At 70.1% G+C, this 25,895-nt stretch carries 26 protein-coding genes; 9 read left to right on the top strand and 17 right to left on the bottom strand.

Annotated features, from left to right (window positions below; translation table 11 throughout):
* Positions 1–140: 140 nt before the first annotated feature.
* The 3 genes from lipB to U3653_RS21350 form a co-directional block, all read right to left on the bottom strand.
* Positions 141–776 carry a lipoyl(octanoyl) transferase LipB gene (gene lipB / locus U3653_RS21360; protein ID WP_195081714.1) on the bottom strand — a complete coding sequence of 212 codons (636 nt, stop codon included), beginning with the start codon at positions 774–776 and terminating at the stop codon, positions 141–143.
* A 40-nt stretch (positions 777–816) separates the two neighbouring features.
* Positions 817–1,269 (bottom strand): hypothetical protein, encoded by a 453-nt coding sequence (locus U3653_RS21355; protein ID WP_323124318.1) that lies wholly within the window; start codon positions 1,267–1,269, stop codon positions 817–819.
* A 131-nt stretch (positions 1,270–1,400) separates the two neighbouring features.
* Positions 1,401–2,687: a PucR family transcriptional regulator gene (locus tag U3653_RS21350; RefSeq protein WP_323124319.1), complete on the bottom strand. Its 1,287-nt coding sequence runs from the start codon at positions 2,685–2,687 to the stop codon at positions 1,401–1,403.
* Positions 2,688–2,842: 155 nt separating this feature from the next.
* On the opposite strand from U3653_RS21350, the gene U3653_RS21345 reads away from it, so the two are divergent.
* A complete protein-coding gene (locus U3653_RS21345) occupies positions 2,843–3,748 on the top strand; it encodes a class I adenylate-forming enzyme family protein (protein ID WP_195081715.1) in 906 nt (301 codons plus the stop codon).
* 64 nt (positions 3,749–3,812) lie between these two features.
* Here U3653_RS21345 and U3653_RS21340 read toward each other — a convergent pair whose 3' ends face one another.
* On the bottom strand, positions 3,813–4,619 hold the full coding sequence (locus tag U3653_RS21340; RefSeq protein WP_195081716.1) for an MBL fold metallo-hydrolase: 807 nt from the start codon (positions 4,617–4,619) through the stop codon (positions 3,813–3,815).
* A gap of 99 nt (positions 4,620–4,718) precedes the next feature.
* On the bottom strand, positions 4,719–5,429 hold the full coding sequence (locus U3653_RS21335) for an SDR family NAD(P)-dependent oxidoreductase (protein ID WP_195081717.1): 711 nt from the start codon (positions 5,427–5,429) through the stop codon (positions 4,719–4,721).
* A gap of 25 nt (positions 5,430–5,454) precedes the next feature.
* Here U3653_RS21335 and U3653_RS21330 point away from each other — a divergent pair, with 25 nt between their 5' ends.
* Complete coding sequence (locus U3653_RS21330; protein ID WP_323124320.1) at positions 5,455–5,907, top strand: MerR family transcriptional regulator; 453 nt, start codon at positions 5,455–5,457, stop codon at positions 5,905–5,907.
* 42 nt (positions 5,908–5,949) lie between these two features.
* Here the strand turns inward: U3653_RS21330 and U3653_RS21325 are convergent, their stop codons facing one another.
* Positions 5,950–6,762 carry a class I SAM-dependent methyltransferase gene (locus U3653_RS21325; protein WP_195081803.1) on the bottom strand — a complete coding sequence of 271 codons (813 nt, stop codon included), beginning with the start codon at positions 6,760–6,762 and terminating at the stop codon, positions 5,950–5,952.
* Positions 6,763–6,834: 72 nt separating this feature from the next.
* Here U3653_RS21325 and U3653_RS21320 point away from each other — a divergent pair, with 72 nt between their 5' ends.
* Positions 6,835–7,425 (top strand): TetR/AcrR family transcriptional regulator, encoded by a 591-nt coding sequence (locus U3653_RS21320; RefSeq protein WP_195081718.1) that lies wholly within the window; start codon positions 6,835–6,837, stop codon positions 7,423–7,425.
* A 16-nt stretch (positions 7,426–7,441) separates the two neighbouring features.
* On the opposite strand, the gene U3653_RS21315 is transcribed toward U3653_RS21320, so the two are convergent.
* The gene (locus U3653_RS21315; RefSeq protein ID WP_435406579.1) at positions 7,442–8,443 is read right to left on the bottom strand and encodes an alpha/beta hydrolase; all 1,002 of its coding nucleotides are present in this window, start codon (positions 8,441–8,443) and stop codon (positions 7,442–7,444) included.
* Positions 8,444–8,858: 415 nt separating this feature from the next.
* Between U3653_RS21315 and U3653_RS21310 the strand changes: the two genes are divergently transcribed.
* From U3653_RS21310 to U3653_RS21285, 6 genes are all read left to right on the top strand, one after another.
* A complete protein-coding gene (locus U3653_RS21310; RefSeq protein ID WP_195081720.1) occupies positions 8,859–9,263 on the top strand; it encodes a GlcG/HbpS family heme-binding protein in 405 nt (134 codons plus the stop codon).
* A gap of 249 nt (positions 9,264–9,512) precedes the next feature.
* Entirely contained in the window at positions 9,513–10,073 is a 561-nt protein-coding gene (locus tag U3653_RS21305; protein ID WP_195081721.1) for a DUF6764 family protein, read from the top strand.
* A 206-nt stretch (positions 10,074–10,279) separates the two neighbouring features.
* On the top strand, positions 10,280–10,420 hold the full coding sequence (locus tag U3653_RS21300) for a hypothetical protein (RefSeq protein WP_195081722.1): 141 nt from the start codon (positions 10,280–10,282) through the stop codon (positions 10,418–10,420).
* Positions 10,421–10,598: 178 nt separating this feature from the next.
* The gene (locus tag U3653_RS21295) at positions 10,599–12,296 is read left to right on the top strand and encodes an FAD-dependent oxidoreductase (RefSeq protein WP_195081723.1); all 1,698 of its coding nucleotides are present in this window, start codon (positions 10,599–10,601) and stop codon (positions 12,294–12,296) included.
* 52 nt (positions 12,297–12,348) lie between these two features.
* Positions 12,349–12,837, top strand: coding sequence for a GNAT family N-acetyltransferase (locus U3653_RS21290; RefSeq protein WP_323124321.1), 489 nt, complete (start codon positions 12,349–12,351; stop codon positions 12,835–12,837).
* 515 nt (positions 12,838–13,352) lie between these two features.
* The gene (locus U3653_RS21285) at positions 13,353–13,937 is read left to right on the top strand and encodes an NAD-dependent epimerase/dehydratase family protein (protein ID WP_195081724.1); all 585 of its coding nucleotides are present in this window, start codon (positions 13,353–13,355) and stop codon (positions 13,935–13,937) included.
* 6 nt (positions 13,938–13,943) lie between these two features.
* On the opposite strand, the gene U3653_RS21280 is transcribed toward U3653_RS21285, so the two are convergent.
* From U3653_RS21280 to U3653_RS21235, 10 genes are all read right to left on the bottom strand, one after another.
* The gene (locus tag U3653_RS21280) at positions 13,944–15,083 is read right to left on the bottom strand and encodes a MarP family serine protease (RefSeq protein ID WP_195081725.1); all 1,140 of its coding nucleotides are present in this window, start codon (positions 15,081–15,083) and stop codon (positions 13,944–13,946) included.
* 148 nt (positions 15,084–15,231) lie between these two features.
* Positions 15,232–17,943: a fumarate reductase/succinate dehydrogenase flavoprotein subunit gene (locus U3653_RS21275; RefSeq protein WP_195081726.1), complete on the bottom strand. Its 2,712-nt coding sequence runs from the start codon at positions 17,941–17,943 to the stop codon at positions 15,232–15,234.
* Positions 17,940–18,680 carry an ABC transporter ATP-binding protein gene (locus U3653_RS21270; protein ID WP_195081727.1) on the bottom strand — a complete coding sequence of 247 codons (741 nt, stop codon included), beginning with the start codon at positions 18,678–18,680 and terminating at the stop codon, positions 17,940–17,942. Before U3653_RS21270 ends, U3653_RS21275 begins: the two co-directional genes overlap by 4 nt.
* Entirely contained in the window at positions 18,677–19,537 is an 861-nt protein-coding gene (locus tag U3653_RS21265; RefSeq protein ID WP_195081728.1) for an ABC transporter permease, read from the bottom strand. Before U3653_RS21265 ends, U3653_RS21270 begins: the two co-directional genes overlap by 4 nt.
* Positions 19,534–20,961, bottom strand: a complete 1,428-nt coding sequence (locus U3653_RS21260; RefSeq protein WP_195081729.1) for an ABC transporter substrate-binding protein — start codon at positions 20,959–20,961, stop codon at positions 19,534–19,536. The genes U3653_RS21265 and U3653_RS21260 overlap by 4 nt, the downstream gene beginning before the upstream one ends.
* Positions 20,962–20,973: 12 nt before the next feature.
* Positions 20,974–21,201, bottom strand: coding sequence for a 4Fe-4S dicluster domain-containing protein (locus U3653_RS21255; RefSeq protein WP_039797742.1), 228 nt, complete (start codon positions 21,199–21,201; stop codon positions 20,974–20,976).
* Positions 21,202–21,957: a GntR family transcriptional regulator gene (locus tag U3653_RS21250; RefSeq protein WP_323124322.1), complete on the bottom strand. Its 756-nt coding sequence runs from the start codon at positions 21,955–21,957 to the stop codon at positions 21,202–21,204.
* Positions 21,958–22,193: 236 nt separating this feature from the next.
* Positions 22,194–23,189 carry a 1-aminocyclopropane-1-carboxylate deaminase/D-cysteine desulfhydrase gene (locus tag U3653_RS21245; protein WP_195081731.1) on the bottom strand — a complete coding sequence of 332 codons (996 nt, stop codon included), beginning with the start codon at positions 23,187–23,189 and terminating at the stop codon, positions 22,194–22,196.
* Positions 23,186–23,797, bottom strand: coding sequence for a QsdR family transcriptional regulator (locus tag U3653_RS21240; protein ID WP_323124323.1), 612 nt, complete (start codon positions 23,795–23,797; stop codon positions 23,186–23,188). Before U3653_RS21240 ends, U3653_RS21245 begins: the two co-directional genes overlap by 4 nt.
* A 46-nt stretch (positions 23,798–23,843) precedes the next feature.
* Positions 23,844–25,637, bottom strand: coding sequence for an acyl-CoA dehydrogenase (locus tag U3653_RS21235; RefSeq protein WP_195081733.1), 1,794 nt, complete (start codon positions 25,635–25,637; stop codon positions 23,844–23,846).
* Between the last annotated feature and the right edge of the window lie 258 nt (positions 25,638–25,895).

Here is a 25,895-nt window from a genome sequence, read left to right as displayed (position 1 = left end):
TGCCCGCCCGCAGGTATATGCCCACGTGCGGTCAGCGGTCGCCGCTCACTCGACACCGCGGCCTGCGCCTGAGGTGCGTCGGCCTGCGGGCACACGCGCGGTCAGCGGTTGCCGCACAGGGGATGCGTCGCGCGCCGGGTTCAGCTCGCTTCGAAAGCGGTGGCGACGATCGAGCGCACGTGTTCCATGGTGGCCGCGCCGGATTCGCGGGCCACGGAGGTCATGTCTACGTCGGGGAGCCCGCAGGCGACGGCCCAGCGCCAGGGCTCGAGGTCGCCGTTCACGTTGAGGGCGAAACCGTGACTGGTGATCCCTCGGCTCTGGCGCATGCCGATGGAGACGATCTTGCGGCCGGTGTCGCGGGTCCACACGCCGGTGAGCAGCTCGGAGCCGGGGGGAGTGTCGCGGCGTTCGGCGGGAACGCCCAACCGGCCGAGCGCCTCGATCAGGCGGAACTCGACCTCACGGATGTAGTCCACCACACCTTCGCCGGCATCGAGCCGGACGACGAGGTAGCCGACCAGCTGGCCGGGCCCGTGATAGGTGAGCTGGCCACCGCGCGTGGTCTGCACGACCGGGATGTCGTGAGCCGGGTCCGGCAGGTGCTCCCGCGGTGTCTTCCGCCCGATGGTGTAGACCGGCGGATGGCTCAGCAGCCACAGGGTGTCCGGCCGCGCGCCGCTGTGGCGCTGGTCGACCAGTTCCCCCATCCGTTCCATGGCCTTGTCGTAGTCGACGAGGTCGTCCTGGATCAAAGTCAAGGGCCGGGATCGCATGCTCCGACCATATCGCTGCCCGCGCCGCGCCGGAGGGCGCCTAGGACGTGGCGACCCGGCCGGCGCGCCGACGCTCGAGGGCGAGCGGCCGCACCAGCATGTAGAGGCCGGAGAACAGCAGCAGGGCGAGCGGCAACAGCGGCAGATAGGACACCCAGACGACCGGCTCCTGCTGCGCCAAGGCGACGAAAGTGGCGAGAACGGTCACGACGAAGCCGATGCCCGACCAGCGGTGCAACTGCCGGACCCGCGGCGCCGACACGACTGGCCGCGGTGCGGTGTTCCCGGCAGCCCGGCCGCGTCGCCTGGCCGCCCACGACAACCCGAAGACGCCGAGCCCGGAGAAGAGCAGCAAGGCGAGCGGTGGCAGCGGCACGTAGGAAAACCACACCGGGCCGCTCAGTGCCAAGGCGACCACGGTGACGACGACGCTCGCCGTGAAGATGACGGCCAGCCACCGGTGCGTCTGCCGAACCCGTCTGTCCCAGTTCATTCGTCCTCCTCTGTGTCCGAACGGCTCGCGTCCAACGTAGCGGTAGCCCGCTGACCAGCGCTTCTCGATTCCTGATCGCTTGATCCCTCCGTACGGAGCCGGGCCGCGCCGCCGAGGGCGCGGCAGCAGGGTCACGCCGAATCGGGTCGCCGTACCGCCGGTCCGTACCAGTGGCAGATGAGCAGTGCGAGTTCGACGTCGAGCCGGTCGTCGCCGATGGGCCTGCCGCGTCGCGAAACCGCCCGTCCCACCCGGTATTTCACCGAGTTCGAGTGGAGGTCGAGTTCCGCGGAGGCGGCCTTGTAGCTCGATCCGGTGCGCAGGAAGACCTGCAGCGTGTCACGCAGCCGCGCGTCGTTGTCGGTGTCGGAGGCCAGGTCGCCCAGCACGTCGACGACCCACTCCCTGACTTCGGCGGTGCTGCCGTCGAGCAGCGCCGCCACCGACAGTCCCGGGTCGTCGGCCGCGACCACGCGGTGTCCGGCGTCTTCCCGCGCGAGCGCGACCGACCGCGCGTCCTGGGCCAGGCGATGAGACCGGCGGAACCCGGACAGTCCTGGCGCCATCGTTCCGATCGCCACGCTCGGGCCGTCGCGTCGCGCGGCCGCGAAACCACGGACCTCGGCGACGGCTTCGGGCCGCGCCGAACGGTAGGGCAGCCAGGCCCAGCCGCAGAGCTGATCGTCGGGGACGAACAGCGGGGTCGCTGAGGTCGCCGCCGTGTCGGCCGACCGGCGAACGAACCGCTGCAGCTCGCCGAGTTCGTCACCGCGGGATTCCACGCCGGGATACCAGACGACGAGCGCCAAGTGATGCCAACGCAGCGGATAGCGGATCTGCTCGGTGGCGCTGTCGACGTCGACCGGCTTCTTGCCCGTCAGCAGCTCGCGCACACACAGCGCGCGCACACTGTTGCGGGTGTCCAGCCACTGCTCGCGCTCTCCTTCATAGACGGCGACCACTTGCTGGATCACCTGGTCGAGGTACCGGAACAGCCTGGTGGCGATGGCCTGGGCCACCACGAAGCGATCGACCGGCGCGACGTCGGCGCTTTGCAGTTCGGCGAAGACCAGTTCGGTCGCCCGCCGCTGTCCCACGTGGTACGCGCGCACCAGGGTGTTGAGCGGGACGCCGCGCTGGGCCAGACGCCTGGTGTACTCGGTCGCGGCCGAGGGCAGGTGGGTGCGCGCGACGGGGATGTCGTGGCGCAGCGCGTGCAGCATGGTGTCGACATTGCCCTGCACACTGGCGCCCAGCAGTTCCACGGTGCGGACATCGGCGCGCAGCTCGGGTATCTCTTCCTCGAGCGCGCTATGGATGCTCGCGCTGATTTCCCGCACCCGCTCGTTCATGCGGGCGGTGATCATCGCGACACAACGGTCGATGTCGGCTTCGCCGTTGCGACGAGAACTCGTCACGAGCCGATCGTATTACCTGGCCGCGACCGCGGCGGCGGATGTTGTCTTCCGGCGACAAGGTGGGCGGCGAAATTGATCGTTGTACGACGGTGGCGAGCCGAGCGGTGCTTTCTAGCGTTGTCATCGAACGACTACGCCGCTGCTGAGGACATCGCATGACGCTTTCCACCCTTCCGGACCGTCGCGCTGTTGCCGCCCCGCACGAGCCGGCCCTTGCCGCCGACGGAGCCGAGCTGACCAACAGTGAGTTCCTGTCCGCCGTCCAGCGCGCCGCGGCCCGCCTGCGCGGCGCGGGCGTGACGACCGGCGATGTCGTCGGCGCCGTGCTGCCCGGCGCCGTCGACCTGATGGTGTCGCTGTTCGCGATCTGGCGGCTGGGCGCCACGGCGGCCGTGATCGATCCGGTGGCCTCCGACGAGGAAGTAGGTCAGCGGGTAGGCGACGCGGAGTGCGAGGTACTCATCGTGCACGAACGCCCGGCGGCGATCCCTTCGTCCGTCCGGGTACTCCCGGTCGCCGTGGCACTCGGCGCGGGGGAACGCGACCGCACCCCCGCCGTGCGGCCCGGCGCGGAGACGCTGGCCTTGATCACCTACCGCGACGGCGACCGGGCGCTGCTCGATCACCGGAATCTCGAGGCCATGTGCCGATTGGTGATCAAGGTCTTCGCCCTCACCGGTGCCGACCACAGCCTGTCGACCCTGCCGATGCGGCACATCTGCGGCCTCGTCGTCGGCGCGCTCGCGCCGTTGGTGGCCGGAGGCCGCGCCACCATGGCGGGCCAGCTCGACCCGGAGTCGTTCCTGGAACGGGTCGAGCGAACCCGGCCCACCTACTCGTCCGCGGTGCCGAACCTGTACGCGGCGCTGTCCGACCTGCCCGGCCGGACGCGGCCGGACACCTCGTCGGTGCGTTTCGCCCTGTGCTGCGCGGCGCCGGCCGGAGTCGACCTGCGCACCAGGTTCAAGAACCGCTATGGGATCCCCATCGTCAACGCATACGGACTGACGGAGGTCATCGCGCGAGCACACGCGATCCGTTCACCCGCGGCAGCGCAGTAGAACGGCGCGTCCGTCGCGCCATGACCGTCACCAACCGTCGGCTATTCCGCACGCCGCAGGCGTCTCACAATGTGACCGTCTCGCCTCGGGGAACCTGCACGATGCGATCGCCCCACCCGCGTCGCTGCATCTGCGCCTGGAAATCGCTCAGGGGAGAGGCGAAGACGGTGTAGTCGTCGTAGTGCACCGGCACGACCCGGGGAAGACGCAGCAGGTCGACGAGGCCGGCGCCCTGGCGACCGTCCATGGTGACGGTCAGCCCGAACGGCAGGCGCGCTCCGGCGGGCAGTCGCGTGCCGCCCAGATGCAGCACGCCGGCATCGATGTCGTCGAATCGAACCGGTATCTGCGCGAGTTCCGCGACCAGGAGGGTGTCGCCGGAGATGTAGATCCGGCGCTCGGGCGGGCCGGCGATCGGCCCGAACTCGAGCATGGTCCCCATCACCGGCGGCAACAGGCGCCAGCTCCAGGTCGGCGCGTGACGGCCGGGCAGCGACGTGACGCGCACCTTGTGCCCACTTCGGGCGATTCGGTCGCTGTGCCAGGTACGCAGCCCCTTCGCCGAGGTGAAACCGCGGCGGCGCAGCCGCTCGGCAGCATGCGGCGTGGTGAGAATTCGCAGGGCGTGATCCAGGTCGCGCTGCGCGGTGCGGTCCCAGTGATCGCCGTGCATGTGCGACAACACGACGGCGTCGATGGGCGGCAGTTCATCGATCGTCAGCGCGGGTTCGCGCAGCCGCTTGGACAGCAAGCCGTATCCCAGGTAGGCGTGCTGCCCCCGGTGCAGGAAGTTCGGGTCGGTCAGCAGCGTGATCTCGCCGTAGGAGAGCAAGGTCGTGGCGTTGCCGACGAATGTGATGGACAGGTCCATTGCAGAGCCCTCCGTTCGGCGCCGTGGCGACTCGTATCGGGACTGCCCTGCGCGGCGCGGACTATGCAGTCCGCGTCCGCGGACCTCGCCCGATGCCGACTACCAGGGCAGGACGCCGTCGGCCGCGACGTAAGCCCCGGTGGGGCCGTCCTTGCCGATCCGCGCCATCCGCACGATGATCTCCGCGCCTTGCTCCACGCTCTGCAGGCCGGTGTTCCCGTTGAGGTCGGTCTTGGTGAAGCCGGGCTCCACCGCGTTGATCCGCATATTCGGGAACGCCTTCGCATACTGCACCGTGAGCGCGTTGACCGCGGTTTTCGATGCCGGGTAGGCGACGCCCGGGTAGGCGTAAGCCGGGCTGCCGGGGGTGCTGATGCGGGTCAGTGAGGCCAGCCCACTGCTGACGTTCACCACCACGGGCGCGGCGGAACGTTGCAGCAAGGGCAGGAACGCGTGCAGCACGCGCACCGTGCCGAAGACGTTCGTCTCGAAGGTCTGCCGCATCAGGTCGGCGGTCAGTTCCGCGGCGCCGGTCACGGCGCCTGCCGCGGTCCATTCCGGCGCGATGCCCGCGTTGTTGACCAGCACGTCCAAGCCGCCGTCGGCTTCGACGACCGCGACCGCGGCGGCCACGGACGCGTCGTCGGTGACGTCGAGCTGGACCGTCCGCGCGCCCAACCGCTCGGCGGCGCGGCGCCCGCGCTCGGCGTCCCGGCTGCCCAGGTAGACGCGGTGGCCCGCGGCGAGGAGCCTGCGGGCGGCCTCGAAACCGAGACCTTTGTTCGCTCCGGTGATCAGTGTTGTCGTCATGAGCACGGACGCTAAGTTTTAGAGCGTGCTCGAAGTCAAGCCGCAGCCGGATTCCGACCCGTCTGGCGAAGGCATGAACATCGCCGAGGCCGCCCGGCGGACGGGGGTCAGCGTGCACACCTTGCGCTACTACGAACGCGCCGGCCTGGTCGTCACCCCCGTCGACCGCGCGGCCGGGGGCTGGCGGCGCTACCGGCAACTGGATCTGGACTGGATCAGGGTCTGCACCAGGCTGCGAGCCACCGGCATGCCCATCAGAACCATCCGCCGCTACGCCGAACTCGTCGCCGCGGGCCGCGGCAACGAACACGAACGGCTCGCCCTCATGGAGGCGCACCGCGCCGAGGTCGCCGCGAAAATCGCCGAGCTGCACGAGAACCTGGAACTCATCGACCACAAGATCGACGTCTACCGCGGCCGGATCACCGCGGGCGACGCCGACCGTCTGTGGGCCGACCACCGAGCCGACGCACCCTGAGCGCGCCCGGACGCAGAACTCCGCGCCGACCGTGCCGGCGGGTCAGGGCGTGGCGGAGCGGGTCGCGGTGATCGCGACCGTCGTGTAAGGCAGGGTGAAACTGCCGCCCATCGCGTCGATCGCCGCGCCGACGCCGTCGAGCACTTGCGTCAGCTTGTCCTGCGGCAGCCGGGTCATCGAGCCGTGCGTGGGAAGTTGGTCGAGCCACTCGTCCCTGGTGTAGGTCCGCTCCCACGGGAAATTCGATTCCAGAGGTTCGTCGAAGCGGCCGGTCTTCCGGATTCCTTCGGCGGTCTTGTCCAGGATCGGCCGGTACATCGCCGCGGCTCGGGTGCCCGCCTGGAGGGGGAACGGCGAGTCCGGCACCACCCGCCGGTATACCGCGCCGTACGCTTCGGCTACCTCGTCCGGGAGCTGGAACACATGCCAGAACGTGGACAGCACGCCTCCGGGGCGCAAGACCTCCGCCGCCTTCGCCGCTCCCGCGACCGGATCGACCCAGTGCCAGGCCGTTGCCGCGATCACGGCATCGAAAACGCGGCCTCCGCTGTCCCAGGCTTCGAAGGTCGTCACATCGACCTCGAGCCCCTGACACCGCGCGAATTCCGCCATCCGGGAATCCGGTTCGACGCCGAGCACCGTGCAACCGGCTGCCTGGAACTGCCTGGCTTCGACGCCGGTGCCGCAGCCGACGTCCAGGACCGCACGCCCGGGGCTGGCGGAAACAATGTGCTCGACGAGGGCGTCGGGATAGCTGGGACGGGTCCGGTCGTAGCGTTCGGCATCCACCCCGAACGACTCCGCGATCTGCCGTTGCCGGTGCGGCGTTTCCTCCGGCGAAGGTATAGTGGGCATGTGCCCACTGTAAATGGGCATGTGCCCACTCGACAATGGGGTGGGCCGATCCGAACCGAAAGGGACATCGGCATGCCCACCGGAGTCGCCCTCCGCGACGTGCGCGAGCAACTGTTCGACGCCGCCGACCGGATCCTGCTTCGAGACGGGCCGAGCGCGTTGACCAGCCGGGCGGTCACCACGGAGGCGGGCTGCGCGAAAGGTGTTCTGCACCGGCACTTCGCCGACTTCGACGACTTCCTCGCCGAATTGGTGACCGCCCGGATCGCCGAGAACGAGCGCCGGGCCGCCGCTCTGCGGGAATCCGCCGGAGAAGGCGCGGTGGTCGAGCACCTCACCGACGCGCTGACCGACCTGTTCGGCCCGGTCACCACGGCCATCGTCAGCCTGATCGCGTTCCGGGACGAGTTGCGCGCGCGCCTGCGCCGTGACCGGCCGACCGGCGTCCCCGTGCTGGCGGAGGCGACCGCCATGATCGCCGATTACCTCACCGCCGAACGCGATCTCGGCCGGATCGCCGCGACCGCCGATATCGGCACGCTCGCCCCCATGCTGATCGGAACCGCGCATCTGCTGTTCGCCGACCGGGACGCCGGTCCACCTTCGCGCGCGGCGGTCGGCGGCGCGGTGAGCGCGGTCGTCGCGGGCGTGCTGTCCGGCTAGTGCGGGTGCAACGCGGTCAGTGCGCGCCGAGCGCGTCGAGGATCATCGGACGCGCGGTGGCGAGCGCTTGCGACCAGTACGGCCAGGTGTGCGTCCCGTCGACGGTGTCGACGCGGGCGGTCATCCCCAGCTCCGCGAGGCGATCACGGAACATCTGGGCGGCGATCGTCGTCATCGACTCCAGGCCCATCGCGTTGACCGTGTTCCCGACTCCGAACGGCACGTCGAGCGGGCCGGGCAGGCCGTTGCCGGTCGAGACGTAGATCGGCAGTCCGCGCAGCAAATCGGCCTGCACGGTGGCGTCGTTGCGACTCCAGGCCGGGTCGTCGACCGGCCCCCACATGTCGTCGACGCTGAAATTGCCCTCGTCCCGCATGGCGGCGCGCATCGCTTCGTTCCAGAGCGGGAACGTCGGGTGCAGGAACCCGGAGAACGATCCGGCGAACTTGAACTGGTTGCGATGGTATCCGGCCAGGATCAGGGCGGCGTTGCCGCCCATGGAGGCTCCGACGACGGCGTTGTTGGTTCGCGATACGCCGTAGCGCTGCAGATAGGCGGGCAACTCCTGGGTCAGGAAGGTTTCCCATTTGTACGTCGTCTCTTGGCCGTTGGTGCTGCTGGGCCGGTACCAGTCGGTGTAGAAGCTCGAGTGGCCACCGACCGGCAATACCAGCGTGACGTTGTCGTCCGCGAATTGGCTCAGCGCGTCGGTGTCGCTCGACCACTGACTGTGGTCGGCGGGCGCGCGCAGCCCGTCGAGCAGGTAGAGCGCCGCGCTGCCGCCGCGCGCCGCCCACTGCACCTGGACTTTGATCGGCCCCATGCTCGACGGCACGGACAGCTCGCTGAAACCGCGCGCGGGCGCGCGCAGCACCGGGGTGTGGATCGGCGCGGCGGTGGCGACGGTCGCGCCGATGGGCGACATCAGCACCGCCGTCACCATGACGGCGCTGGTTCTTCTCAGCCGACCGCGAACACCTCGCTGCTTTCCGGACCGTGCTGTCGCGCCCACTCGCATACCTCCTGCCCGCTTCCTGCTCGGTGACAAGCAACCGAATTCATTTGTCGCTCAGTGCAATTGCTTCGTCGGCGATCACTGCCACCCCAATGATCCAGAATTCATCCTATGTTGCGACATGTTGGCTACGGGCTCCGTCCCAGTCAGGGCTGGGAAGTCCCACCGCCGGGGCGGGCGAGGTGGGCGGCTCACCGGCGCTGGTCCGTCGCCGCGTCCGCGCGGGCTCTGTGGATCACAGGTCGAGGGAAACGCCGGTGAGTAACTTGGTGAAATGGTAGCTCGATAGTTGCTACAGGGAGAGTCTTCGGTGTGTTCGAGACACGGCGTGTCGCGGGCGGTCGTCCACTCGATGAATCGCACGGACGCTCGTGCGGGTGGCCTTCGAGCGTGGCCGATCCCGGGCAAGAATGGTCGTATGTCGATTTCGCTCGACCAGGCCGACTCGGTGATCGCCGCCGCACGCAAGGCGGCGGCCGAACTCGGCGAGGCCGTGTCGCTGGCAATCGTGGAAACAGGCGGAACGGTGGTGGCCGTCGCGCGGATGGACGGTGCGCCCCCACCGGCGAGCGATATCGCGAAACACAAGGCGCGGGCGGCTGTCGCGCTGGGGTTCGACACCGTGCACATGACCGCCGCACCGCAAGGGCGGTCGCTGTTCGGCGAAGCGCGGCGCGCGGATGCGCACGCGCTGGTGCCCAACGGCGGCGGCGTGCTCATCCGAATCCGCGGCACGGTCCTCGGTGCGCTCGGCGTGTCCGGTGCGGCATCCTCGATCACCGATCACAAGATCGGCGCAACCGCTGTCGCGCAACTGAATTGATCACGCACTGCCCGTCGTCCGGCCGTACCGTCGTCGAAATCCATGGGCGGTATCGCGTCCGCGACCGATCGGTCAGAGGTTCCCGCTGAACCAGGCCGGCGGACGCGGCGCGGCACACCGCCTCCGGCTGATCGGTGTGCGAAACGTTCGTGTGTTTCCGTGCCGGTTCGGCGGGTAACGCCGGGTGAAGGACCAGCAGGCCGCCATGCTGGTTCGCGATTCCCAGCGTGGCGCGGAAAGAGGTTGTCCATGAATACCATCAGTGCGATTCTCTGCTCGGCCGCCGCGGTGGGAACCGCTTTCGTGGTCCCCGCGGCGGCCTCGGCAACCTCCCTGTCCTGTGCGGCCGAGCGCGGTGTCGACGCCACCGTCATCGACGGCAACACGGGGTGCCGGGCGGCCAGCGATCACAGGGGGCAGGCGCGCTCGGATGGCGTCGACGGGGTCGGTTACGCCCGAGCCACCCTCGGCGCGACCGCCCTCGGCGTCGGCGTGGCGGGTGGCGTCGGGGCGAGCGAGGGAGCGGGCGGCATGCCTATCGCGCTGGGGATCGGTCCGGACGCCGTAGCGTTGAGCACGGTGGTCGACGACCACCTGCGCGACGGCCCGGCGGTGGGGGTGGCGATCGCGTTCGAGGGCTCCAGATCCGAGGTGGGTGGCACGCCCGATGGCGCGGTGGTGTGCCTGGGCTCCGGCGCCTTCGCCTGGAATTTGCAGAGCGGAGCGAGTTGCCTGGCCACGCCGTTCGGCCTGTGGCGATCGCCCGTGAGCCTGCCGCAGCCGCCGGATCAGCCTCCCGCCGCGTGGTGAGCAGGCAGAGCGAATCGTCCGGCATGCCGTGATGAGAGGTGGCGCTCTGCTCAGAGCTGGTGGCGCAGTTCCCGCCGAGATGTGACTCCGAGCTTGCGGCAGCAGCACTCGGTGCAGGCCGGCGAAACCCGATCGCCTGAGACACCGCTCCGATCTCATCCGCTCGAGCGGATGAGATCGGCCGCACCGCGCCTGCCCGTGGCGCGGTGGTCGAAACCCAAGCTCTGGCGAATCCGCGCAAGGCTCCGCCCGGCAGCCTGGCCGGTTCGATCCTGCGGCAGCGCCATCCGGAACTGCCGTCGCTGACCTGGGACGAGATCCTCGCGTCGAGCGGCTGGCACGACTGATCGCCCCCGTATCCGGCTGCCACGACGGCGGCCTGGGGCAGCACGCCGGTTCCGGTCGTGGTCGCCGTAGGTCGCTGAAGATCGGAATGCGCGGGGTGGTGCGATATGGCCGGAAATCTCGATATCGCGTCCGTATCTCTCGTCCGGGCGGTGTGTTCGCCGCCATACGCTCGAGCGCATGGACAGCCACTACGACGTGCTCGTCATCGGTTCCGGCTTCGGCGGCAGCGTTGCCGCGCTGCGAGCGACCGAGAAGGGATACCGGGTCGGCGTGCTCGAGGCGGGCCGGCGGTTCGCCGACACGGAGTACGCGAAGAACTCCTGGCATCTGCGCGAGTACCTGTGGGCGCCGAAGTTCGGCTGCTACGGCATCCAGCGGATGACCCTGCTCAACGACACGTTCATCATGAGCGGGTCGGGAGTCGGCGGTGGGTCGTTGGTGTACGCCAACACGCTGTACGAGCCGCCGGAGAAGTTCTACCGCGACAGGCAGTGGGCGCACATCACCGATTGGCGCGACGAGCTGGCGCCGTACTACGACCAAGCCAAGCGCATGCTCGGCGTCACCCAGAACCCGGCGACCACGCCCACCGACCGGATCCTGCGCGAAGTCGCCCAGGACATGGGCATCGCCGACACCTATCGCCGCACTCCGGTGGGAGTGCTCTTCGCGGACAACGATTCCCGGCCGGGTCAGCAGGTCGCCGACCCGTTCTTCGGCGGCGTCGGGCCCGCGCGCTCCACCTGTACCCACTGCGGCGAGTGCATGACCGGCTGCAGGCACGGCGCGAAGAACACCTTGGTGAAGAATTACCTCTACCTGGCCGAGAAAGCCGGGGCGACGGTGCATCCGCTGACCACGGTGACCGACGTGCGACCGCGGCTGGAGGGCGGCTACGAAGTGCGGACCGAGCGCACCGGGCGGTGGCTGCGCAAGGGCGAGCAGACGTTCACCGCGGACCAGGTGATCTTCGCGGCCGCCGCGCTCGGCACCCAGAAACTGCTGCATCGGTTGCGCGAGAACGGTTCGCTGCCGCGCGTCTCGCCGCGGCTGGGGCATCTGGCCCGCACCAACTCCGAAGCGGTGCTCGCCGCGCGCTCGCTGCGCAAGGACACCGACTTCACCAAGGGCGTCGCGATCACCTCGTCCGTCCACCCCAACGAGTACACCCACATCGAGCCGGTCCGCTACGGCAAGGGCAGCAACGCGATGAGCTTGCTGGCCACCGTGCTCGTGGACGGGCAGGAGGGCAAGGCCCGCTGGTGGCTCGGTGTACGGGAGCTGATCGCGCACCGCCGCCACCTCATCCGGCTGCACAGCCCGCGCCGCTGGTCCGAGCGCATCATCGGCGTGCTCGTCATGCAGAACGTCGACAACTCGATCGTCACCTACACCAAGCGCGGCCTGTTCGGCAGGCGCATGACGACCAAGCCGGGCGACGGCGCCGCGCCGCCGACCTGGATTCCGGAGGGACACGAGGTGACCAGGCGGATCGCCGAGAAGATCGACGGTCTGCCGCAGGGTGGCTGGACCGAACTGCTGAACATCCCGATCACCGGCCATTTCATCGGCGGCTGCGCCATCGGCGACTCGGCCGAGACCGGCGTGGTCGACGCCTATCACCGGGTCTACGGATACCCCGGCCTGCACATCACCGACGGCTCGACCATTTCGGCCAACCTGGGCGTGAACCCGTCCCTGACCATCACCGCCCAAGCCGAACGCGCGATGGCGTTGTGGCCGAACAAAGGCGAGGACGACCCGCGCCCGCCGCTCGGAACGGCCTACCGCAGGCTCGCGCCGATCGAACCGAAGAACCCGGTGGTTCCGGTCGCCGCGCCCGGCGCGTTGCGGCTGCCGATCACGCCGGTCTGAGCGTGCGGAAAACCGGTCGCGCGCGGCGGGTCCGGGTGCCAGGATCGGTGCTGTGCCCGGCCATGTCGTCCTCGAACCGCTCGATGAAGCGTTGCTCACCGATCTGCTGCACACCGCGGTGGCCGACGCGCATCCCGGCGAGGTCATGCCGGTCGAAGCGCCGGATGCGAGCTGGAATGCTGACCGAGAGGCGGGCTTCCGAGCGTTCCACCGCGGCCGCGCGCTGACGGACCCGCCCGTCGAGTCGACCTACGGCATCCGGGTGGACGGCGAGGTGGTCGGCGCGGCACGCCTGTGCCGATTGCCCGCGTCGGAGGACACCGCCGAGGCGGGAGTCTGGATCGGCCGCTCCCGCCGCGGCACGGGCATCGGCACCGCAGTGTTCGCCGCATTGATCGAGCGGGCGGCCGCCGAAGGCTACTCGAGGCTGTTCGTGAGCACGACGCCGGACAACATCCCCGTACTCCGCCTACTGACCGCCCGCGGAATCGACTACGCCCTGCACGACAACGAGGCCACCGCGTGGATTCGCTGCGGCTGAAGCCGATCTAACCGCGAGTACGGAATCGAGTGCACCCGCGACCGGCCGAGAACGATCGCACAGGTGATCTTCGCCGGCAGATCGGCAGCATGCCCCTCGTGTCCTATCGAGAAGGTGATCGTCACACGTGACCACCACCCCCCATTCCGGTAGAGCGAAGTGAGACCGAGCATGGCCGCGAGCCCTGCAAACGTTTGAACGCAGCCCAATTCGAAGCGAGACCACGTGCGCCGTCGCGGCCCCGGCTCGCGCCCAAGGTGCTCCGCCTGTGCGGCGAACAACGCGCCGCCCGGCCACTTCCACCGCGCGCGAGGTCGCAGCATTGATACCGACGCGCCCAGCGCACCTCCACCACGTCTTTCGAGCGAAGCGAGACCGAGCATCCGCCGTTCGCGGCCCGGCTCGCGTCCGAGCGGCCGCCGCGTCCGCGACGAAGTCGCCAGCGGCGGTCGCTCGGACGCGAGCCATGAGGGGGCCGCGAACACGCCGCGACGAAGTCGCGGCAAAATGATCCAGTGCGCATCTTCTTGGCCGGTGCGACCGGCGTTATCGGAGTCCGCTTGATCCCGCTGCTGATCGAGGCGGGGCACGAGGTCGCGGGGATGACCCGGTCGCCGGGCAAGGCCGATCCTCTGCGGGCGCTGGGGGCCGAGCCGGTGGTGTGCGATGTGTACGACGCCGACGCGCTGAGCGCCGCCGTGGTCGGGTTCGGGCCCGATCTGGTGATGCACCAGCTCACCGACCTGCCCGACGATGCGGCGCTGCTGCCGGAGCGGGCCGAGGCGAACGCGCGCATTCGTACCGAGGGCACCCGCAACTTGATCGCCGCCGCGCGGACGGCCGGCGCGAAACGGTTTCTCGCGCAGAGCATCGCGTGGGAGCCGCCGGCGGGCCGGGGAGCGGTGATCCAGGAGCACGAGGCGGCCGTCCTGGACTACGACGGCGTGGTGGTGAAGTACGGCCAGTTCTACGGGCCGGGCACCTACTACGAGACCGAACTGCCCGCGCACCCGCGCGTGCACGTCGACGACGCAGCGGAGCGGACCATTCCGTTGCTGGACGCCTCCAGCGGCGTGGTGATCGTCGCCGACGCGTCCTGACGCCGGTCAGGAGGCGCAGGGCCCGGTGTCGACCGGGCGGTCGGAGCGCCAGCCGTGGTCGAGCCGGTCGATGATCTCCGGCAGGCTCGTGGCGAACCCGACGTTGCTGTTGTTCTCGTCGACGCCGAACACGATGCCGAGCACGCGGCCGTCGCGGTCGACCAGCGGCCCGCCGGAATTGCCGTGCTGGATCGAGCCGTCCAAGGTGTAGATCTCGCGTTCGGACACACCGGTGCGGTAGATGTCGCGCACCTGGCGGTCGGCCCGGCCGCGCACGCGTGTGGCGGACGCGCTGTAGGACCCGCCCCTGGGGTAGCCGAGCGCGATCGCGTCGTCGCCGGGATCGGCGGGTTCGGGCGCCACGGTGAGGGCGGGCGCGGTGAGACCGGGGACGGCGAGCACCGCGATGTCCATGGTCGGATCGAACTGCACGACGGTCGCGGTGAGCGATCCCGTGGCGGCGTCGACGGAGACTTTGCTGGAACCGGCGACGACGTGCGCGTTGGTCAGCACCCGTTCCGGCGCGATGACGAAGCCCGAGCCGGACTGGCGTACGCCGCAGGTCGGCGCGAGGTCCTGCACCCGAAGCACGCTCTGCCGCAGTGCCGCGGGTACCGGGCCCTCGGTGATGCCCGGATCGGGTGGCGCGAGCGGGCGGCCGAGTCCGGCGTCCACGATCGGTCCGGTGAGCACCTCCGACAGGCCGGACAGCCAGAACGGCGCGACGTCGTCGACGGTCCGCACGGTCGTCGAATCACGCACCAGCGCGGCGGCTTCCAGCGGTGCGGCGAACAGCCACACCACGAGCGGAACCGCGAGCGCGTGGGTGAGGCATCCGAACGCGGCGTCGATGCGCTGGGTGAGAGGATCGGACACCGACGCACGCGCGGCTCGCCCGGCCCGGTGCCCGGCGACCGCGCCGAAGGCGACCAGCCCGAGGACCACCGTCAGCGCGAGCAGGAGCCGCACCGCGCCGGGGGCGAGCCGACCCAGCGCCGTGGCCGAAAGCGCCGCGCCGAGAATCGCCCCCGCGAGCGCGCCCGCGAAACCGGGCAGTCCCACGATCGCGCCGCGGCGCCAACCGAGCACCGCGGCCACCGCGGCGGTGCCGAGCACGGCGAGATCCAGCCAGTTCGGCAAGGTCAACGCCACACTCCCGTCGCTGCTGATGGACAACGGCGACGGATTCGTCGTCGGCCGCCCCGTCGCCGTCCGGCTGTGTCACGGCCGACGAGTCGGCAACGGTCGAGCCGCTAATCTAATCAGCGATTCGAGCTGCGGCAACCATGTCACGCTAGGCCGTGGGCTGGGTGGCCAGCGCCCGCCGGGCATACGCGCGCACGTCGGCGTCGGTGTCGTCGATCGCGGCGCGCAGCGCGTCGTGCGCCGCGGGCAGGTCCGGCCACGCCGACAACGACAGCACCGCCGCCTTGCGGACGTCGAGATGCGGATCGCCCAGTGCCGCGGCCAGGATCGGCACCGCGAGGTCGGGGTCGGCGCCCGCGAGCCCGCGCGCCGCGCCGACCCGGATCTGCCAGGCCGAGTGGCGCAGGGCGGTTGCCAGCGCGGTGATGTCGGTGGGCTCGGCGCCCAGTTGTGCGAACGCGGTCAGCGCCGCGGCGCGGACCAGCGGGTCCTGGTCGTCGGCGAGGCGACGGATCACCTCGGCTCCGCCGTCGCCGATGGCGGCCAGGCCTTGGGCGACCGCGATCCGCACTTCCCGGTTGCCGTCGGCGGCCAGCGTGGCGACGCCGTCGCGATCGTTCAGCGAGACCAGCGCGCGGACCGCCTCGATGCGCACGCGATGGTCCTCGTCCGCCAGCGCGGCGCGGTAGTGCGCGGGCTCGCCCGCACGCAGGGCGCGCAACAGGTCGATCACCGTGGACCGCACGACGGGATCGGAGGAACCGAGCCGGTCGGAAAGCCCCGCCGCCGAGGGCAGGACCTCGACGAGCTCGCGCAGGCTGGCGGCGGCGGCGCGCCGCACCGATGCCGCCGCGTCGTCGAGCGCGTCACCCAAGGCGGTCGCGAAGCCTTCCGGCGTGTGCTCGGTCAGCACCGAGATCGCCGCGGCCCGCACGCCCGCGTCGGGATCCGTCAGATAGGTGGACAGTTGCGCCACGGTGGGTTCGTCGAGTGCGAGCAGCGCGACGATGCGGGGTGACGGGGGAGAGGCAGGCTGCGACGGCGTACCGGAAGCGGTGCGATCGCGATCAGCGTCGCCGCCGGTGTGCGGCGCACGGCCGACGACTTGGTGCGGCTGGTGCACCGGCACGGCCTCGGCATCGGCCGAGGGCAGGTCGTCGAGTCCTGGCACCGGAACCAGGTACGGCGCCACCGGCCGCTTCAGGAACGCCATGGTTCCGTCGGGGTTCTTGCGCAGGTTGAGGTGGTATCGCCATCCGACATCGTCGCGTTCGGGTAGGTCGGCGCGCTCGTGGTAGAGGCCCCAACGGGATTCGGTCCTGGTCAGTGAGCTGCGGGCGGCCATCTCGGCGCAGTCGCGGATGAACGACACCTCCACCGCGCGCATCAGCTCGTGCGGGGTGCGCGCGCCGATGCCGTCGACCTCCGCGCGCATCCGGTCGAAGGTCTCCACCGCGATGGCCAGCTTGGTCGCCGTCTTGGGCGGCGCGACATAGTCGTTGACGAAGCGCCGCAGCTTGTATTCGACCTGCGGTTGCGGCGGCCCGTCCGGCTGGCGCAGCGGCCGGTAGATCAGCTCGTGGGCGGCGGCCAGCTGGTCCTCGGGCAGTTCGGCGGGCGCGGCGACCTGGTCCAGGGTGGACGCGGCGTGCGCGCCGGCCAGATCGCCGAAGACGAATGCGCCGATCATGTAGTTGTGCGGCACGCACGCCAGATCGCCCGCCGCGTACAAGCCGGGCACCGTGGTGCGCGCGTGCTCGTCGACCCACACGCCGGAGGCGGAATGCCCACTGCACAACCCGATTTCGGAGATGTGCATCTCGATGTCGTGGGTGCGGTAGTCGTGGCCGCGGTTGGCGTGGAAGGTGCCGCGGGTGGGGCGCTCGGTGGTGTGCAGGATGCCTTCGAGCGTGCTCAGCGTCTCGTCGGGCAGGTGCGACACCTTGAGGTAGATGGGGCCGCGCGCGGACTCGATCTCCCGCTTGACCTCCGCCATCATCTGGCCCGACCAGTAGTCGGAGTCGACGAAGCGTTCTCCTTCGGCGTTGACCTGGTAGCCGCCGAACGGATTGGCGACGTAGGCGCAGGCCGGACCGTTGTAATCCTTGATCAGCGGGTTGATCTGGAAGCATTCGATGCCGCTGAGTTCGGCTCCGGCGTGGTAGGCCATCGAGTAGCCGTCGCCCGCGTTCGTCGGGTTCTCGTAGGTGCCGTACAGGTATCCGCTGGCGGGCAACCCGAGCCTGCCGCACGGCCCGGTGGCCAGGATGACGGCCTTAGCGGCGACGGCCACGAATTCGCCGGTGCGGGTGTGCAGGGCGGCGGCGCCGACGGCGCGTCCGTTGTCGGTGAGCACGCGCACCGGCATGAGCCGGTTTTCGATGCGGATCTTCTCGCGCATCTTGCGCTGGCGCAGCACCCGGTACAGCGCCTTCTTGACGTCCTTGCCCTCCGGCATCGGCAGCACGTACGAGCCCGACCGGTGCACCCGGCGCACCGCGTACTCGCCGTACTCGTCCTTCTCGAACTTCACGCCGTAGCGTTCCAGCCGCTGCACCATGGCGAAGCCGCGCGTGGCGGTCTGGTAGACGGTGCGCTGATTCACGATCCCGTCGTTGGCGCGGGTGATCTCGGCGACGTAGTCTTCCGGTTCGGCCTTGCCCGGGATGACGGCGTTGTTCACGCCGTCCATACCCATGGCAAGCGCACCGGAGTGGCGCACGTGCGCCTTCTCCAGCAGCAGCACGTTCGCGCCCTGCTCGGCGGCGGTGAGCGCGGCCATCGTGCCCGCCGTGCCGCCGCCGATGACGAGCACGTCGCAGTCCAGCCGAATCCGTTCCGACAGCGGCGGTATGTTCACAGTTTCTCCAGGATCTCGGCCTTCGTCGCGGCCCGGTCGATCGCTTCGCGCGGACTCGGCACCGGCACCAGCGCCCGCAACGTGCCGCCGCCGAGCACGGCGATGCGGTCGCCGAGCAGCAGGGCCTCGTCGAGGTCGTGGGTGACGAAGACGATGGTGGTCGGATGGGCGCGCCAGGTCTGGATCAGCAGGCGCTGCATGGTTTCTCTGGTCTGGGTGTCCAGGGCGCCGAACGGCTCGTCCATCAGCACGGCGCGCGGCGCGGCGGCCAGGCTGCGCGCGAGCTGGACGCGCTGGCGCATGCCGCCCGACAGGTCGCGCGGCAGGTAGTCGGCGTAGCCGGTGAGCCCGACCTCGTCCACCCAGTGCAGTGCGGTGGAGCGCCGCTGGGCCCGGGGTGTGCCGCGCAGGCGCAGCGCGAGTTCGATGTTCTGCCGCACGGTGCGCCACGGCAGCAGCGCGTCGTCCTGGAACACCAGGGCGCGGTCGGCCGCCGGTCCGGTGACGTGGTCGCCGTCGGCCAGGATCACTCCGCCCTCGGGGGCGCGCAGTCCGGCGATCGCTCGCAGCAACGTGGACTTGCCGCATCCTGATTTACCCACTACGACGAGGATTTCGCCCGGCGCGATCGCCAGGTCCAATCCGTCGAGCACGGGTTCGCCGCTATAGGCGATGCGAACACCGCTGAGGCTCAACGCCATTCCGGTCGACGCCGGCGCGTCGATCACTGTGGTCATGCTTCGACCTCCCTGGGCAGCCAGCGGGTGATGCGGCGGCCGGCCAGTTCGACCAGCCCCGATGTCGCGAAACCGAGGACGCCGATGGTGATCATGCCGACGAACACCGCCGGGTAGTCCACGATGGTGTAGGCCTGCCAGGTGCGGTAGCCGACACCGAGACGTCCGGAGATCATCTCCGCGGAGATGAGGCAGATCCACGCCACGCCGACGCCGACGGACAGGCCGCTGAAGACGCCCGGCAGGATGCCGGGGAACACCACGCGGGTGAGCACGTCCAGCCGGGACGCGCCCAGCGTGCGGATCGCGTCCTCCCAGATCGTCGGCAGCGCCCGCACCGCGTGCCTGGTGCTGACCAGCACCGGGAACAGCGACGCGGTGAAGGTGATGAACACGATGCCCGATTCGTCGCTGGGGAACAGCAGGATCGCGACCGGCACCAAGGCGATGGCCGGGATCGGGCGAACCAGTTCGGCCAGCGGGCCGAAGGTGTCGGCGAGCAGCCGCGACCGGCCCAGTCCGATACCCGCGATCACGCCGATGACCGCGGCCAGCCCGAAGCCGGTGACGATCCGGATCAGCGACTGCGCGATGTCCAGGTAGTACTGGTCGGAGCGCAACTGCGTGCCGAATTCGGCGACGATCTCGGTGACCGTCGGCAGGGTGTCGAACCGCAGGCCCGCCGCCCGCACGTTGTTGACCGTGAGCAGCTGCCACAGTCCGACCGCGGCGGCGACCGAGCCCACCCGCAGCAGGCGCGAGCGCCAGGCCGACCGCGATGCGGGGGCGGCGTCCGATCCGGCCGCGGCGGGTTCGGCCGCGGCCCGCACCGCCGGTGCGGCGAGTTCGCTGGTCATCCGCGTACTTCCGTGACGGCCTGGTCGTAGCCGACCGGCGTGGCGGACGGGTGCGCCTGCCGGTAGCGCTGCGCGGCGGCGGCGGTGGTGAAGGGCAGGTAGGCAGCGCCGTCGCGCAGCCAGATCGACTTGTCGGCGAACCAGCGGGTGCCGAGTTCGGTATCGGGGACGTACGCGGCGCGGATCGTCCGGCCCTGCGCTTTCGCGGCCTGGACCGCGCGCAGCAGGCAGGTCGGGTCGGCGGCAGGTTGCGGCGTCGCCGCGCCGTCCACCCACAGTTCGCCGGCCGACGCGGGGTTTTCCGCCGCTTTGCCGCAGACCGGATCGGTGCCGGTCACCCGGGTCGGGTTGGCGGTGGCGGCCAGGTCGCGGTCGTAGTCGCCGCGTCCGGTCTGCGCGTACGCCTTGCGCAGCGGCCCGTCGTCGACGAACCGATCGATGTCGAGGTCGGCGAAGTCGCCGATCGACTTCAGGTAGGCCACATCGCCTTTGAGCGCGTCGATCAGGCTCGGCTTCAGCGTGGTGTCGAAACTCGTTCCGCCGGGACCGTTGTAGAGATACACCACTTCCTGCGGCAGCCCGGACCCGTCGGCGACGATCTTCGCGGCCTCGAACGGCTTCTGCTGCAAAAACTGTGTGGCATCCAGTTGCGCGGCCAGGAACGCCTGCAGGACCTCGGGGTGATCGGCGGCGTACGCGCGCCGCGCCACCACGCCGTGGAAGGTCGGCACGCCGAGTTCGGCGCCGTCGTAGAGCAGCTTGGCCTTGTTCTGGAAGACCACCAGACCGGGCCACGCGACGAACTGCGACAGCGCGCCCACCTGGCGGGATTCCAGCGCGGTCGCCCCGACCTGCGGTTGCTGGTTGAGCACCTCCACGCCCTTGGCCGGGTCGATTCCCGCCCGCGACAGCGCCTGCACCAGGGTGCCGTGCCCGGCCGAGCCGACGCTGGCCGAGATCTTCTGCCCCGCCAGATCGGCGATGCCGGTGGCCGCGGAGTCGTTCGGCACCACGACCATGTTCAGCGCGCCCTTGGGGTTGTACCCGGTGACCGACACCAGTTCGGTGCGCGCGCGCTCGTTGACCTGGGTGCGGGAGCCGTTGATCAGCAGCGGGTAGTCACCCATGGAGCCGATGTCGATCTTCTCGGCCACCATCTGCGCGGTGATCGGCGCGCCGGTGTCGTAGTCCTGCCATTCGACCTGGTACTTCGCTCCGCCGTTGTCGGTGATCTTCTGCAGCCGCTGTTCCAGGTAGCCCTGCGCGCGCAGCAAGGTGCCCGCGGTGACGGTGTTGATGGTCTTGGACTGGTAGCCGACGACCACCTTGACGGTGCCCGCTGGCGTGTCGTCGGACTGCTCCAGCGAGCACCCGGTCAACGCGAGCGCGGCGGCGAGCAGGACAGGGGCGAGTTTCACTTTCATCGGTCTTCCAGATCAGCGGAGCAGGTAGGGCATGTTGACGGTGACGGCGCCGGTGGGGCAGCGGGCCGCGCAGGGACCGCAGTACCAGCACTCGTCCACGTGCATGAAGGCCTTGCCGTTCTCGGGGTTGATGGCCAGCGAGTCGAGGGGGCAGATCTCGACGCACAGCGTGCAGCCCTGGATGCACAGCGACTCGTCGATGGTGACGGGGATGTCGGCGCGCTGGTTGACGAGTGCCATCTAGAGGACCTTCCATTCGGGGGTGCTGCGGGTGAGGCTGCCGCGCATGGTGATGCGGTCGCCGCGCATGCGGATGTACTCCAGGTCGACCGGGCAGCCGTCGTCGAGCCGGGTCAGTCGTTCCAGCATCAGCAGCGGCGCGCCGCCGGGGATGTCGAGGGTGGATGCGGTGTGCGGGTCGGCGGGCACCGCCTCCAGGGCCAGGTCGGCCGAGCCGAGCGAGTGGCCGCTGATGCGTTCCAGCAGCACGAAGACGTCGGTGTGCTCGAGGTCGTGGCCGAGGATTTCGGTGCCGATGTCGGGCACGAGGTAGGTGAGGTCGAGACTCAGCGGCAGGTCCGCCAGATAGCGCAGGCGCTCCAGGTAGACCACACGCTCGCCCGGCGCGAGACCGAGCCTGCGGGCGACGGCGGGCGGTGCGGCGACGTGCATCGCCGCGCGCACCTCGTTGCGCACGGTGCCGTGGCCCTTGAAGGTCTCCTGCAACCCGAGCAGCGCGTCGAGCCCGTGGTCGTACTTGCGGGTGGCCACCCGGGTGCCCACCTTGGGGGCCCGGTCGATCAAGCCTTCGTCCTTCAACAGCGCCAGCGCGTCGCGGACGGTGTTGCGCGAGGCGCCGTACTCGGCGGCGAGTTCCTGCTCGCTCGGCAGCGTGTTCTCGAACGCGCCCGCGTGCAGCTGGTGACGCAAGATGTCGGCCACCCGCCGCGCCTGATCGGCGCGCAACTGCCGCACCGGCGTGGGTTCCGCTGCCACCGCCTCCGCCTTTCTGTCGCTGACCTGCACGAATAGCGACGATAGTGCGGTTGTGGCCGCGCGGTTCCCCGCGTCGCCGCCGGAAGAAATCAGGGGATGTTATTGCGCCGGGTGCCCCGCGTCCCGACCTGGCGATATGCCCTGCGCTCCGGCCATTACGCCATGTCGGGTGCCGTCGGCCGAATTCCGATCACAGCGATTCGAAAGCAGGGTCGCGCGGGCCGGGGCGTGCGGATCTACGGTCGCGGGCCGTACGTATTGAGGAACAGCGCCGGTCCGGCCCCGAACACGCCCGCGTGGTCGAGAGCTCGCAACGCGGCGAGCGCTTTGGCCGTGTAGACGGCCTCCAGGCGCAGTCCGGCCTGTTCGGCGCGCTGGGCGGCATCCAGCGCGGCGGGCGTGGGGTGGCCGTAGCCGGGGCCGAGCCATTCGGCGGTCATCGTGACGTCCTCCGGTCGGAGCCCGGTCGGCGCGAAGCGTGCTCCTCGGGCGCGGAGCAGGCGCTCGGTCCGCCCGGCGAGCCGGACGATGCGCTTCGCGTCGAGGGGCAGCGTGTCGTTGACGACGACTCCGACGACGCGCGTGCGCAGTCCGGCCAACCGAAGACCGAGGGCGAGGCCCGCGGCGGTGCCGCCTGATCCGACGGCGGTGACGACGTGGCCCGGCTCGGGCAGCTCACCCGCGGCGATCTGGGCCGCGAGTTCGCATGCCGTCTCGACGTAGCCCAAGGCGCCGATCGGCGACGACCCGCCCGCGGGCAGGAAGTACGGACGCCCGCCGCTCCGCATCCGGCGCAGATACAACCACGGCGCCGCGAGGATTGTGCGGGCTTTGCTGTGGGTGAAATGCAGAGTGGCGCCGGATTTCTCCAGCCGCCGCAGTTGCGCGCGCACATGGTCGTCGACCGGCTGGTCCACCAAGGCGAGTTCGGTGTCGATGCCCTGGGCGCGGCCGTACAGGGCGGTGGCGAGCCCCCAATTGGTTCCGGTGCCGCCTACCGTCAGGATGGTGCGCGCCCCGCGCCGCCGTGCCTCCGGCAGCAGCCATTCGAGCTTGCGGACCTTGTTGCCACCCCAGCCGCCGTCGCCGTAGCCGCTTTCGTCCTTGCACCACAGCTGGGCCGTGGTGCCGAGGTCGTAGCGGCGGACGGGCGTCGGAGCGGTGCCGAGGCGTACGAACGGCAAGGTGTCGGCCAGCTGCGGGAAACGCTCGTGCAGCAGCGGCCCGCTCATGGCGTGATCGCGTCAGGGATGCCCAACAGCGCCGCCTGCACCTCGTGCAGCCGGTCGACGTCACCGCGAATGCCCGCGACGTTGTCGTTGTACAGGAACGCCTCGCCGAGCCGGACCAGCGCGTAGGCCAGCAGCGCCGGTTCCAGCGGCGGATCGTATCCGTCCTCTTCGGCGGCGCGCGCGATCAGCTCCCGGACGGTGCCGACGACCAGCGGCTGGACCGGCCCGTCGCTCGCGGTGAGGATGCGCAGGCCCGACAGCGGCTCGTTCTCGAAGTAGCGCCGGAACGGTTCGTTGTCGGTCATCCAGCGGTTGACCCGGTACAGCACGTCCAGGATGCGCCGGGCTCCGGTGGAGCGTCGGCGGGCGTCGGCGCGGGTGAGCAGTGCTTCGAACTCCCCAGCCAGCACGGCACCGAGCACTCCGTCGCGGGAGCCGAACCAGCGGTAGACCGAGGCGCGGCTGAGTCCGAGCTGTCCGGCGATCGCCTGGATGTCCACGCGTTCTCCGGCCAGAAACGCCCGGCGGGCGTGCTCGATGACCTGTTCCCTGGTCGCGGAGGCCGGGCGGCCGGGAGGTCGGGTGGTCCGCTGACTGGAATCGATCACCGCGGAATGGTACATCTTCTAGAACATGTATCGAAACGCGGCGTCGTCAGAACCAGGCGTCGCGCATCTGCAAGGTGGTGGTGTCCAGGCTGGCGAGCAGATCCAACGCCGGTGCGGTCTTGGGCAATTCGAAACGATAGAAGAACCGGGCCGCGTGCCGCTTGCCATCATAGAAATCACCGGGCCGATCCGCGGCGGCGAGGAACTGTTCCAGCCAGATCCAGGCCAGCACGGTGTGCCCGAACGCTTCCAGATACACCGAGCTGTTGGCCAGCGCTGCTTCGATGTCGCCGGAGGCGAACAGCCCCGCGGTCACCTCGATCAGCCGCCGCCACACCGGGTCCAGCCGAGTGGCGAGTTCGGCCGCCTCGCCGCCCGCGGCGCGCGCGGCCGCGATGGTCGCGTCCACCCGGGACCCGAGGGCGAGCAGGCTGGCGCCGCCCTGCTGGGTCACCTTGCGTCCCAGCAGGTCCAGGCCCTGGATGCCGTGCGTGCCCTCGTGGATCGGGTTGAGCCGGTTGTCCCGGTAGTGCTGCTCGACGTTGTACTCGCGGGTGTATCCGTAGCCGCCGAGCACCTGGATGGCGAGGCTGTTGGCCTCCAGGCACCACTGCGAGGGCCAGCTCTTGGCGATCGGGGTCAGGATGTCCAGCAGCAGGGTGATCGCGCGGCGGTCGTCGTCGGATTCCGCGGTGCGCTGCTCGTCGACCAGCCGCGCGCAGTAGAGCACCAGCGCCAGCGCGCCTTCGGCGTAGGACTTCTGGGCCAGCAGCATCCGTTTGACGTCGGCGTGCTCGATGATCGGGCGCTGCGGCGCGGACGGGTCGGCGGGGAGCTTGGCCCGGCCCTGGGTGCGCGTGCGGGCGTAGTCGAGCGACTCCAGATATCCGGTGTAGCCGAGGGCGGTGGCGACCAGGCCGACGCCGATGCGCGCCTCGTTCATCATGTGGAACATGTAGGTCAGTCCGCGATGCGGCTCGCCGACCAGGTAGCCGACCGCGCCGGGCGCGCCGCCCGGCGTCCAGCGGCCCTCGCCGAAATTCAACACGGTGTTGACCGTGCCGCGGAAACCCATCTTGTGGTTGAGCCCGGCCAGCGCGACGTCGTTGCGCTCCCCGATCGCGCCGTCGTCGCCGACCAGGAACCGGGGCACCACGAACAGCGAGATGCCCTTGGTGCCCGCGGGGCCGCCCGGGATCTTGGCCAGCACCAGATGCACGATGTTCTCGCCGAGTTCGTGATCGCCGCCGGAAATCCACATTTTGGTGCCGAACAGGCGATACGTGCCGTCGTCCTGCGGCTCGGCCCGGGTGACGATGTCGGCGAGCGAGGAACCGGCCTGCGGCTCCGACAGGCACATGGTGCCGAAGAAGCGGCCCGCGAGCATGGGCTTGACGAACTTCTCGACGTGTTCGGGGCCGTGGGCGATGAGGAGATTGGCGTTGGCCACGGTGAGGAACGGGTAGCCCGCGGTGCCCGGGTTGGCCGCCTGGAACCAGGCGTAGCTCGCCTGCGCCACGGTCGCGGGCAGCTGGGCGCCGCCGAGTTCGTAATCCATCGCGGCCGAGGGCAATCCGGCCTTGGCGAAGGCGGCGAGCGCCTGGCCGACTTCCGGGATGATGGTCACGCGCTCGCCGTCGAAGGTGGGTTCGTTGGCGTCGTTGAGCTTGTTGTGCGGCGCGAAGTACTTGGTGGCCAGCTGCTCGCTCAGCTCGAGCACGGCGTCGAAGGTCTCCCGCGAGTGCTCGGCGTACCGCTCGCGTTTGGTGAGCGCCTCCACGTCCAGCCACTCGTAGAGCAGGAACTCGAGATCGCGCCGGGACAGCAAGGTCGACCGCATCAGCCAGTCCTTTCGAGACATGTTCGACGTACTGTATCTTACGGGCCGGTCGCCGGGCACGGGACCGGTAGTCCGCGCCGAATGCGTATCCGTGCCCAACGCTGTACCGGCTGGCGGCGACGTGCTCCCGGGCACGCCCGCCGGGTCGTTCGGCCCCACTTCGCCCGTCGCCCGTCGCCCGTCGCCCGTCGCCCGTCGCTGCCGGTCGCCGTCGCCGCTCGCTGCCGGTCGCCGACGGTCACGGGTCGCCCGCCGCTC

This window comes from Nocardia implantans, from assembly GCF_035544775.1.
GTDB classification, from domain to species: Bacteria; Actinomycetota; Actinomycetes; order Mycobacteriales; family Mycobacteriaceae; genus Nocardia; species Nocardia implantans.
Note: the sequence above shows the minus strand (reverse complement) of the source record. Positions and strands in the feature narration are given on the sequence as shown.